At 67.9% G+C, this 11,563-nt stretch carries 5 protein-coding genes and 2 pseudogenes; all 7 read right to left on the reverse strand.

All coding sequences use genetic code 11. The annotated features are described in order from the left end of the window. Positions 1-126: 126 nt before the first annotated feature. Positions 127-1,065: a diguanylate cyclase domain-containing protein gene (locus OMP44_RS21425; RefSeq protein WP_273807146.1), complete on the reverse strand. Its 939-nt coding sequence runs from the start codon at positions 1,063-1,065 to the stop codon at positions 127-129. Then, positions 1,062-5,918: a PAS domain S-box protein gene (locus OMP44_RS21430; RefSeq protein WP_280311098.1), complete on the reverse strand. Its 4,857-nt coding sequence runs from the start codon at positions 5,916-5,918 to the stop codon at positions 1,062-1,064. Before OMP44_RS21430 ends, OMP44_RS21425 begins: the two co-directional genes overlap by 4 nt. A 344-nt stretch (positions 5,919-6,262) precedes the next feature. Continuing rightward, complete coding sequence (locus OMP44_RS25155; protein ID WP_374941207.1) at positions 6,263-7,027, reverse strand: methyl-accepting chemotaxis protein; 765 nt, start codon at positions 7,025-7,027, stop codon at positions 6,263-6,265. A gap of 93 nt (positions 7,028-7,120) precedes the next feature. After that, a pseudogene (locus OMP44_RS25160) lies at positions 7,121-8,185 on the reverse strand (HAMP domain-containing protein); the annotation flags it as partial. Between the two features lie 87 nt (positions 8,186-8,272). Further along, positions 8,273-9,037, reverse strand: a complete 765-nt coding sequence (locus OMP44_RS25165; protein ID WP_431312669.1) for a methyl-accepting chemotaxis protein — start codon at positions 9,035-9,037, stop codon at positions 8,273-8,275. 93 nt (positions 9,038-9,130) lie between these two features. Next, positions 9,131-10,165 (reverse strand): annotated as a pseudogene (locus OMP44_RS25170) (HAMP domain-containing protein); the annotation flags it as partial. Between the two features lie 183 nt (positions 10,166-10,348). Continuing rightward, positions 10,349-11,290 (reverse strand): AEC family transporter, encoded by a 942-nt coding sequence (locus OMP44_RS21445; RefSeq protein ID WP_405046460.1) that lies wholly within the window; start codon positions 11,288-11,290, stop codon positions 10,349-10,351. Positions 11,291-11,563 lie beyond the last annotated feature (273 nt).

Below are 11,563 nucleotides of genomic sequence, written 5' to 3' on the forward strand. Positions count from 1 at the left end.
CTAGCCCATGAACAAAAAGCACTCGCCAATTCCTGCGCGAACTTCTGAAACACCATACTAGACAGCGAATAAAGGCCGGACCTCTGTTACCCGGCGTTACCCGAACGGGCCTTACGAAGGATGGCCTCAGCCAGCCAGTTCCGCGGCACAGACCCGGGCGCGGCCCTGGTGCTTGGCCGCATAGAGCTGGGCATCGGCGGCGGTGATCAGGGCGGCCGGATCGACGGCGGTGGGCGGTAGCGCGGTGGCCACGCCCAGACTCAGGGTGACGTAGCCGGTCACCGAGGAATAGCCGTGGGTCAGGCGCTGGTCGTGCACCTGCTGCAGCAGCCGCTCGGCGACCTGGGTGGCGCCTTCCAGGTCGGTCCCGGGCAGCAGGCAGCCGAATTCCTCGCCACCGTAGCGCGCCAGCAGGTCATAGGGACGGAACAGGCCCTGCCCCAGCGCCTGGGCGACCTGGCGCAGGCACTGGTCGCCGGCCAGGTGGCCATAGTGGTCGTTGTAGGCCTTGAAGTGATCGATATCCATGAGGATCAGCGAAAACGGCGTGCCTTCGCGCTGACTCTGGCGCCAGCCACGCAGCAGTGCTTCGTCGAACTGGCGGCGATTGGCGACGCCGGTGAGGCCATCGACCAGGGCGATGCTGCGCAGGGCGTCGCGCTGCGCCTTGAGGGTCAGCTGGGTGCGCACCCGGGCGCGGACGATGACCGGATTGATCGGCTTGCTGATGAAGTCCACCGCGCCGAGTTCCAGGCCGGTCACCTCTTCGTCGGGGCCTTCCTGGCCGGTGACGAAGATCACCGGGATGGCGGCCGTGGCGGGCTCGGCCTGCAATCGCCGCAGGACCTCGTGGCCGTCGAGCTGGGGCATCATCACGTCGAGCAGGATCAGATCCGGCTGCTGGGCCAGGGCCAGTTGCAAGGCCTGGGCGCCGCTGGTGGCCATCAGCGTCTCGCAATCCTGGCGAAAGAGTTCGTGGAGGATGCGGATGTTCAGCGGTTGGTCGTCGACGATCAGCAGCTTGGGCTTGCTGCGTCCGGCGGCCTGCGCGGTCGGCGGAGTCATAGGGCTTCCTTCAGATCAGGCAGGGTGATGAGCGCCGCGGTGAAGTCGAGGGTCTCGACCTGGGCGCGCAAGAGGTCGTAGCGCACCTGAGCTTCGGCGCGACAGTGCACGGGCAGCTCGGCGATCAGTTCCAGGGCGTCGAGATTGCCCTGGCTGAGCAACTGTTCGAGTTCGTCCAGGCGGGCGCGCCAGTCGACCTGGGGGTCGGTGTGGGTTGCGCTTGCGGTTGCGGCAATGGCGGGCGGTGGCAGGAGCTCGGCCAGGGCGCTGCGCAATTCGACCAGGGCTTCGTCGAGCAGCTGTCGCAGGGTCGTCAGTTCCATCGCCACCTCCGGGGGGACACCCGCTCCGGCCTTGCCGGCGCGTTCGCCCTCGGCGGCGCGCGCGGCCAGGCGCTGCGCACCCATGGTGCCGGCGCTGCCCTTGAGGGAGTGTAGTACGGCCACCGCTGCCTCGCTGTCGGCGGCGTGCCAGGCTCGGGCGAGTCCTTCCAGCAGGCTGACGGAGTCCTCGGCAAAGCGTTCCAGTAGCGAGCCGAACAGCCGGGCATCGCCACCGAAGCGGCGCAGGACGAGACTCAGGGGTTCCACCTGGCGATCCTCGCCGACCGGCGCGGCAACGGGCGCGACGCTGACCTCCTGGCCGGTCAGGCGCTGCAGGCGGGCGACCAGCAATTCCAGGTCGATGGGCTTGCCGATATGGTCGTCCATGCCGGCGGCCAGGCAGGCGTCGCGGTCGGTATGGGAGGCATTGGCGGTCATCGCCAGGATCGGCAGGGTACGGAAACGCCCGTCGGCGCGGATGCGGCGGGTGGCTTCCAGGCCATCGATGTCGGGCATCTGCATGTCCATGATGACCACGTCCAGCGGCGCGCCGGAGAGCACCCGCTCGACGCCTTCCAGTCCACCCTCGGCCAGTTCCACCTGGGCGCCCTGGGCCAGCAGCAGCTCGGCGGCCACCTGGCGGTTGAGGGCATTGTCTTCCACCACCAGCAGGCGCAGGCCGGCCAGCCGGTGGCTCTCGTCGACCACCGCGGCGGCGTGCACCCCGGCCGGGATCTTGGCGCCCAGGGCCCGCTCCACCACCTCGACGATCTGCGCCGGGGTCACCGGCTTGGTCAGGTAGTCGTCGAAGGGCGCATCGGCGCTCTGCTGGGTTTCGGACAGGAAGTCGCGGCCGAAGCCGGTGAGCATGATGACCTTGGGTCGGTTGTCGGCCTGCCGCTCGCGCAGCTGTCGGGCCGCCAGCAGGCCATCGCCGTCAGGCATGCGCCAATCCATGAGCACTGCCTCATAGGGCTGTGCCTGCTGCTGGGCCTGGACGACCCGCGCGAGGGCGGCGGCGCCGCTGGTGACCAGGTCCACCTGCCAGCCGAGGGCGGCCAGGGTTTCCACCAGCACCTCGCCGACCAGGGTGTTGTCGTCGGCCAGCAGCACCCGCCGGCATACCGGCGCCAGCTGGGTCTCGCCCTGGCTGTCCACCGCCAGGGCGGCATCGAACCAGAAGCGGCTGCCCACCCCCAGCTCGCTTTCCACCTGCAACTGGCCATCCATCAGCTCCACCAGGCGCTTGCAGATGGCCAGGCCCAGCCCGGTCCCGCCAAAGCGCCGGCTGATCGAGGCCTCGGCCTGGGTGAAGCCCTGGAACAGCTGCTCCTGGTGCGCCGGGCTGATGCCGATGCCGGTGTCCTGCACCGAGAATTCCAGGCGCAGTTGGCCGCCGTCCCGCGACAGCTGGCGCACGCTGACCAGCACCTGCCCCGCCTCGGTGAACTTGAGGGCGTTACCGGCCAGGTTGATGAGGATCTGCTGCAGGCGCAGGCTGTCGCCGATCAGGGCGGTGGGCAGCCCGGCATCCAGGTGGTAGTTGATCTCGACGTTCTTCTCACCGCTGTTGCCGGAGAGCACCACGCCCAGGTTGCGCAGCACCTGCTCCAGGCTGAAGGGATGGACATCCAGCTGCAGCTTGCCGGCTTCGATCTTGGAATAGTCCAGCACGTCGTTGAGCAGCCCCAGCAGCGAACGCGCCGCCTGCTGGGCCTTGGTCAGGTAGTCGCCCTGGCGCGCATCGAGCGTGGTGCGCTGCAGCAGCTGCAGCATGCCCAGCACGGCGTTCATCGGGGTGCGGATCTCGTGGCTCATGTTGGCCAGGAAGGACGACTTGGCCTGGCTGGCCAGGTCGGCGCGGGTACGCTCCTCGCGCAACCGGTGTTCCAGCTCCAGCTGTTCGGTGATGTCGCGGTTGATGCCCACCACCCGCAGCACCCGGCCGCGCGGATCGCGCTCGGTGCGGGCGCCAGCGATGATGTGCCGCAGCGAGCCATCCCGACGGCGGATGCGGAACACCGGATCGAACACCGCGCGTCCGGCCATGGCGGCGCCCAGGCGCTCTTCGGCGCTGCCCAGGTCGTCGGGGTGCACGCGGTCGCGCCAGTCGTTGTAGGTGATGCCGCGAGTGCGCTGCTCCTCGTTCCATTCGTAGAGATCGAACATCCGCTCGTTGCACTGCACCTGGCCGGTGTCGGGCTGCCAGCACCAGATGCCGAGCTGGGCGACGTCGGCGGCCATGGTCAGCTGATCGCGGGTCTGCACGAGCGCCTGGCGCTGGCGACTCTGTTCGGTGATGTCGGCGATGATGGCCACCGCCAGGCGCTCGCCATCGGTCCACATCACCCCCAGGCTCAGGGTGATCGGGAAGACACTGCCGTCCGCCCGGCGCCCCTCCATTTCCTGGCCCTGTTGAGCGGAATTGTCGTCGGGCACCGCCTGCGAGCAGCTGAACAGCGCCTCGTAGCCGGCCAGATAGCCGGGAATCAGCCGGCGGACGGGTTGACCGATCACCTCGGCCGCGCGATAGCCGAAGATGCGTTCGCCGGCCGGGTTGAAGGAGCGCACCAGGCCATTGCTGTCCACGGTGACGATGGGGCTGACCGCGGTGTCCAGGATCGCCCGGGTCAGGGCGAGGCTGGCAGCCAGCTCCTGCTCGGCGGCCTTGCGCTCGGTGACATCGGAGGCGATGCCCAGATAGCCGCTGACCTGGCCAGAGACATCGCGCATGGTGGTCACCACCAGGCTGACGTCGCGGTGTTCGCCGTCGCGCCGGACGAAGGTCCACTCGCGGGCGTCGGCACCGGCGCGTTCGGAGCGCTCCACGAGCACCCGGAAGCCGGCGACCGGCAGCCCGTATTCGGCTTCCAGGGCCGCGCCCTGAGTCGCCAACTCTTCCGGCAGATGGAAGTCGCTGGCCTGCCAGAGCCCCACCACCTCGGCGGCGCGGTAGCCCAGCAGGCGCTCGGCGCCTTCATTGAACAGGGTGATGCGACCTTCGTGGTCGGTGGCGATGATGCCCACCTCGGAGGCCGCGCGCAGCACGTCGCCGAGCAGGCGGTTGGTCTGGCTGAGTTCGACGGTGCGCTGGGCCACCTGCTCTTCCAGCCGGGCATTGAGCGCCAGGATCTCGGCCTGGGCGGCCTTCTGCAGCGAGATGTCGCGCACCGTCTTGGAGGCGCCGATGATCCGGCCGTCACGGCCGCGCATGGGCGAGACGCTGACCAGGACATCGATGAGGCGGCCGTCGCGGTGCTGACGACGGGTCTCGAAGTGCGGCACCGGCTCGCCGCGGCCGATGCGGGCGAGCACCGACCATTCCTCGTGCTCCAGCTCGGTGGGCACCACCAGGTCGAGCAGGCGCTGGCCCACGGCTTCGCTGGCGCTGTAGCCGAACAGCTCTTCCGCCGCGTGGTTCCAGCTCAGCACCACGCCCTGGAGGTCCTTGCTGATGATGCCGTCGGACGAGCTTTCCACCACCGCGGTGAGGTTGGCCTGGTCCTGCTGATACTGACGGCGCCGCTGGCGCGTGGTCATCACGGCGAAGGTGAGGCCGGCGGCCAGCAGGCTGAACAGCTTGCCGAACAGATGCACCAGCGGCACCGAGACGAGGTGCTGGGCGGCGACGAAGGTCGGGGTGGCGGTGAGCGCCAGTTGCCATTGGCGGCCATAGACCTCCTGCACCAGCCGCCGCTCGGTCGGCGCCTCGGCGCCCTGCTCCTCTTCCTCACCCTGGCGATAGAACAGGCTGGGGGCCTCGGGAACGGTCACGTCGCTCAGCCGGATGATCAGCCCCGGGATGTTCAGGCGCATGCTGCCGAACATCTCATCGATGCTCAGGGGCACATAGGACCAGCCGATGGTCGCCGCCTCGCGGGCCATCGGATCGGCCGGCGCCTGCCCGCCCTGGTAGATGGGCAGCAGCATCAGAAAGCCCGGTTCCGGGGGCTGGGAGGCCTGCAGCTGCAACGGACCGGTCAGGTGGATGTCGGCATGCCGCATGGCCAGCACGGCGGCCTCGCGGCGGGTGGGATCGGAGGCCGTATCCAGGCCGATGGCCTTCAAATTGCGCCAGGCGGGTTCGAGATACTGGACGACGTAGCGATCGCCGTCGTGCGGCGCGAAGGCGCGGATGCTGAAGTTGGGCCAGCCGTCGGCACGGGCCTCACGCAGAAAGCGGGCCTCGTCGGCCTGAGGCACACGGCGAATGAAGCCGACGCCACGGGCACCGCGAAACTCCTGGCCCAGGTCATGGACCCGCCCGTAATCGCCGAGCAGCTCGCGCGACAGGTTGCCGCCGGCGACCACCACCACATCACGCATGCCGATCAGGCTGTATTCGTAGATGCGCAGCCGATCCAGCACCTGATCGCGAACGTCATCGGCGACGTCGTCCAGGGCGCTGCGCAGCTGCTGTTCATTGCGCTCGGTCAGATGGCGCATGGTCAGGCTGGTCAGCAGAACGCCGAACAGAAAGACGCCGAGACTCCAGCGTACGCGAGAGGATTTGCACAGCCTGCTGAACATGAAGCCCCTGGTGGCAAAGGGTGCCACGCCGTAGGTTAGGCGGTGCCAGGAGCGGGAAGCGCGGACGGAGCAGGGCCTCCACCAGACCTGGCGGTAACAGCTAGCCCATCGGCGGGAAAAAAGGCTTTCTTGATACCGCGGATCGGTCGTCGGGCCGAGGCGCAGTGGGCGATCCGCGCAAAGCGGCAGGCCAGAGCAAGTTCACGCGCTAATCAGTTTTACTGTTTCTGACGAGTGGTCTAGGCCCAATCAGTGTCCGGGGGCGATTTGCTGACCTGTCGGACAGCAAAAAGGGAGCGCCGACCTGACGTCGGCGCTCCCTTTTCAAGGACCTGTCGCGCGGACTAGATGCGGAAGCCGCCCACCAGCCGCTGCAGGCGACCGGCCTCGGCTTCCAGGGCGGTACAGGCCGCCAGGGTGGCCTGGAGGTTGTCGACACCCTGCTGGTTCAGCAGGTTGATCTCGCTGATGTCCATGTTCAGGGTCTCCACCACCGAGGTCTGCTCCTCGGTCGCGGTGGCCACCGACTGGTTCTGGCCGTCGATCTCGCCGATGCGCTCGGTCACGCTGCCCAGCCGTTCGCCGGCGCTCTTGGCCACCTGCATGCTGTGGGCGCTCTGCCGCTGGCTTTCCTGCATCAGCGCCACGGCGTCGCGCGAGCCGGTCTGCAGTTCCTCGATCATCTGCTGGATCTGCTGCGCCGAACTCTGGGTGCGGCTGGCCAGGGAGCGCACCTCGTCGGCCACCACGGCGAAGCCGCGCCCGGCCTCACCGGCGCGGGCCGCCTCGATGGCGGCATTGAGCGCCAGCAGGTTGGTCTGCTCGGAGATGCCACGGATGACTTCGAGGATCTGGCCGATGTTGGCGGTCTTGCCGTTGAGTGCCTCGATATGCTCGCAACTGGTGCCGATCTTGGCCGACAGCGCCTGCATGGCGTGCAGGGCCTCGTCGAGCACCTCGCGACCCTCTTCACCCTGGGCACGGGCGGTGCTGGCCTCGCCCGAGGCATGGGCGGCATTGCGGGCGATCTCCTGGGCGGCGGCGCCCAATTCGTTGATGGCGGCGGCCACGCTGGTGGTGCGCTGGGCCTGCAGATCCGACTGCTGCATGGAGGATTGCGATGACTCCAGCACCCGGCGCGTGCCCTGATTCAGCTCGCCGGTGCTCTGGGCCACGTCGCGGATCGAGGTGTGGATGCGCGCCACGAACTTGTTGAAGGCCTCGGCCAGGGCGCCGAATTCGTCGCGGGCCTGCACCGGCAGGCGGCGGGTCAGATCGCCCTCGCCTTCGGCGATGTCGGCCATGGCGCGGGTCAGGTCGTGCAGCGGCCGCAGCAGCACGCGGATCAGCAAGCCCAGCAACAGGATGATGGCGACCACCGCCACCAGGGTGGCGACGATGGCCAGGTTGCGCGCCTGGGTGACCGGGGCATAGGCCTTGGCCTGGTCGATGGACAGGCCCAGGTACCACTTGACCGAGGGCAGGCCCGCGACCGGGGTGAAGCTCACCAGGCGCTCGCTGCCATTCTGGGTGACGGCATGCAGGCCCGGCTGCAGGGACGGCGTCTGCTCGGGGAAGACGTCCTTGAGGGTCTTGAGCACCTGCTCGGGATGGCTGCTGACCAGCACCTTGCCGTCGCCGTCGACCAGGAAGGCTTCGCCCAGGCCGCCGACGTTGAGCGAGGTGATGATCTCCACCAGCGCCGAGAGGTTGAGGTCGCCGGCCACCACACCGGCCAGTTGGCCGTCGCGCTGCAGCGGGGTGGCGATGGTCACGCCCAACTGGCCGGAAGAGGCGAAGATATAGGGCGGGGTCAGCACCGTGGCGCCGGCGGCGGTGGCGGCCGCGTACCAGGGTCGCTTGCGTGGATCGTAGCCGGCCGGCAGGGTGCGCAGCGGACGGGTGGTGTAGGTACCGTCCACCTCGCCCAGGTAGGTGGAATCGAAGGTACCGGTGTAGATCTTCTGATCCAGCAGACCGACCAGGCCGTCGGGCGAACGATCGCGTGCCAGGGTCTGGGCTTCGCCTTCGATGAGCTTGACCCGCGCATCCAGCCAGTAGGCGACGTTGCCGGCGGTGACCCGGCCGGTTTCCGCGAGGTTGGCACTCAGGCTCTGGTCGATGGCCTGGCGTTGCAGATAGGCATTGAAACCGGCGGAAGCGGCCAACGCGGTGGTGATCACCAGCGCCGCGACCAGCAGGATCTTGTGGCTGAATTTCAGGTGTCGCTTCATACAGGTCTGCGTCCGTGGCCAGGGTGGAGCCATGCCGGATTCAGGGCATGGCGGTCACTCGTTATCGGGCACGTACGTTACGACTTGAGCGGAGCGGCAACCTCTTTTCGGGGGCCCGCGCTAGATGCGGAAGCCACCCACCAGCCGCTGCAGGCGACCGGCCTCGGCTTCCAGGGCGGTACAGGCCGCCAGGGTGGCCTGGAGGTTGTCGACGCCCTGCTGGTTCAGCAGGTTGATCTCGCTGATGTCCATGTTCAGGGTCTCCACCACCGAGGTCTGTTCCTCGGTCGCGGTGGCCACCGACTGGTTCTGGCCATCGATCTCGCCGATGCGCTCGGTCACGCTGCCCAGCCGCTCGCCGGCGCTCTTGGCCACCTGCATGCTGTGGGCGCTCTGCCGCTGGCTTTCCTGCATCAGCGCCACGGCGTCGCGCGAGCCGGTCTGCAGTTCCTCGATCATCTGCTGGATCTGCTGCGCCGAACTCTGGGTGCGGCTGGCCAGGGAGCGCACCTCGTCGGCCACCACGGCGAAGCCGCGCCCGGCCTCACCGGCGCGGGCCGCCTCGATGGCGGCATTGAGCGCCAGCAGGTTGGTCTGTTCGGAGATGCCGCGGATGACTTCGAGGATCTGGCCGATGTTGGCGGCCTTGCCGTTGAGCGCCTCGATATGTTCGCAACTGGTGCCGATCTTGGCCGACAGCGCCTGCATGGCGTACAGGGCCTCGTCCAGCACCTCGCGGCCCTCCTCGCCCTGGGCGCGGGCGGTGCTGGCCTCGCCGGAGGCATGGGCGGCATTGCGGGCGATCTCCTGGGCGGCGGCGCCCAGTTCGTTGATCGCCGCGGCGACGCTGGTGGTGCGCTGGGCCTGGATATCGGACTGCTGCATGGACGACTGCGAGGCTTCCAGCACCCGGCGCGTGCCCTGATTCAGCTCGCCGGTGCTCTGGGCCACGTCGCGGATCGAGGTGTGGATGCGCGCCACGAAGTGGTTGAAGGCTTCCGCCAGGGCGCCGAATTCGTCGCGGGCCTGCACCGGCAGGCGGCGGGTCAGGTCGCCCTCGCCTTCGGCGATGTCGTCCATGGCGCGGGTCAGGTCGTGCAGCGGCCGCAGCAGCACGCGGATCAGCAAGCCCAGCAGCAGGATGATGGCGACCACCGCCACCAGGGTGGCGACGATGGCCAGGTTGCGTGCCTGGGTCACCGGGGCATAGGCCTTGGCCTGGTCGATGGACAGCGCCAGGTACCACTTGACCGAGGGCAGGCCCGCGACCGGGGTAAAGCTCACCAGGCGCTCGCTGCCGTTCTGCAGCACGTGATGGAAACCGGGGGCCAGGCTCGGCGTCTGCTCCGGGAAGACCTCCTTGAGCGATTTCAGCACCTGGTCGGCGTGGCTGCTGACCAGGATCTTGCCGTCACCGTCCACCAGGAAGGCTTCGCCCAGACCGCCGGCGTCCAGCGAGGTGATCATCTTCATCAGGCTGTCCATCACCAGGTCGCCAGCCACCACGCCGATCAGCTTGCCGTTCTGCAGGACCGGCGCGGCGATGGTGATGCACAGGAAGCTCTGCGGCGGCGCGGTGAGATAGGGCTCGGTGAGGATGGGGCCGCCGGCGCTGACCGCAGCCTTGTACCAGTCGCGCTGGCGGGCGTCGTAGCCGGCCTCCATGGGGGTATGGGGGCGGTCGGTGAAGGTACCGTCGACCTCACCCAGGTAGGTGGAGTCGAAGTTGCTGGTATAGAGCTTCTCTTCCAGCAGGCCCACCACGTTGGCCGGGCTGCTGTCGCGGCTGAGCGCCTGGGCCTGGCTGTCGATCAGCTTGACCCGCGCGTCCAGCCAGTAGGCGATGTTGCCGGCGGTAATGCGCCCGATCTCGCCCAGCGAAGCTTCGAGACTCTGGGTGATCGCCTGACGCTGCAGATAGGCATTGAAGCTGGCGAAGCCGGCCAGGGCGATGGTCACCACCAGGGCGGCCGCCAGCAGGATCTTGTGGCTGAATTGGAGCGAGCGTTTCATGGATACCACGCGTAAGGCTTGGGTAGTGAGCAGCCGCTCTCCTCGCAAGTAGATAGTGCGATAATTATAGAGAGGGCAAGACGACCTGGGACGGGCGACGTCGCACTATTACGCTCAAATCTGACTTTTAGCTGGCGCCAACCGATAAACGTTCTCACAACGCCGATGTCTGGCCGGCGCGCCCTACAGCAGGCTGAATGCTTTCAGCAGGAGCAGGCCCAGGTTGGTGGTCAGCATCCCGCCGAGGGTACTGAGCACCACGATGGTCGCCGCCAGCTGGGCATTGCTGCCGGCGGCGCGGGCCATGACGAAGCTCGAGGCGGCCGTCGGGCACCCCAGGTAGAGAAAGAGGATGCCCAGTGCCGGTCCCTGGATGCCCAGCGCCAGGGCGCCCAGCACGCCCAGCAGCGGAATCCAGACGATCTTCCACAGGCTGGCGCCCAGCGCCAGGCCGCTGCTCTCGCGCAGCGAGGTCAGTGACAGGGTGGCGCCGATGCACATCAGCGCCAGCGGCAGGGTGAGACCCGCGAAGTAGCGCGCCGAGGTGTCCAGCCAGCGCGGCAGCTGCCACTGGAAATAGGCGAAGGGAATCGCCAGCAGGATGCCGATGATCAGCGGATTGCCGAGGATGCTGCGCAGGAGGGTGCGCCAGTTGGCTTCCAGGTGCGGACTGTAGATCGCCAGCACGATGGCCGAAAGCACGTTGTAGAAGAGGATGACCATGCCGGCCATGATCCCGCCCACCGACAATCCATAGTCGCCGTACTGGGTCGTCGCCAGGGCCAGGCCGACGATGCCGCAGTTGCCGCGGAAGGCGCCCTGCACATAGACCCCGCGATCGGCATGGGGACAGCGCCAGATCGCCCAGCCCCAGGCGGCCAGGAAACTCGCCACCGTGGCCAGGGCGAAATAGCCCAGCAGCAGCGGCTGCAGCGCCTCGCCGAGATCGGCCTTGAGGATGCCGAGAAACAGCAGGGTCGGCATGGTGGCGCGAAACACCAGCGCCGAGGCGGTGTTGATGAAGGGGGTGTCGATCCAGCCCAGTCGCCTGAGCACGCAGCCCAGCAGCACCAGGGCGAAGACCGGAGCGGTGACGTCGAAGGTCGCCTGGACCAGGGCAAGCACGTCGGACATGGCAGGAGGCATCGCGGAAACGGCTCGCGATGTTAGCAGGCACGGCGCGCCACGGGTCCCTTCCTTCCGTCATCGCGAAGTGACATCAGTCAATGCTTAGCTTACTATCTACCCGCCCGATTCAGACGACGCCCCCGATCCATCCCCCGCTTCGCCTCAGCGCGACCGCTCTAGCTTCCTGCCAGGGAAGCCGGCGAAGGGGTGGAACAATAAGACAGACAACAGGTTCAGACGTAGCAGACGACAGATCCGCATGCGGTTCCG

The organism is Pseudomonas flavocrustae (assembly GCF_029872515.1).
In the GTDB taxonomy this organism is placed as follows: domain Bacteria; phylum Pseudomonadota; class Gammaproteobacteria; order Pseudomonadales; family Pseudomonadaceae; genus Chryseomonas; species Chryseomonas aestiva.

What these genes read in the sequence shown, in the direction of transcription:
- OMP44_RS21430 (WP_280311098.1), bottom strand. Translation starts at nt 5,918, where the DNA reads ATGTTCAGCAGGCTGTGCAAATCCTCTCGCGTACGCTGGAGTCTCGGC.
- OMP44_RS25165 (WP_431312669.1), bottom strand. Translation starts at nt 9,037, where the DNA reads ATGCAGCAGTCCGATATCCAGGCCCAGCGCACCACCAGCGTCGCCGCG.
- OMP44_RS25155 (WP_374941207.1), bottom strand. Translation starts at nt 7,027, where the DNA reads ATGCAGCAGTCGGATCTGCAGGCCCAGCGCACCACCAGCGTGGCCGCC.
- OMP44_RS21425 (WP_273807146.1), bottom strand. Translation starts at nt 1,065, where the DNA reads ATGACTCCGCCGACCGCGCAGGCCGCCGGACGCAGCAAGCCCAAGCTG.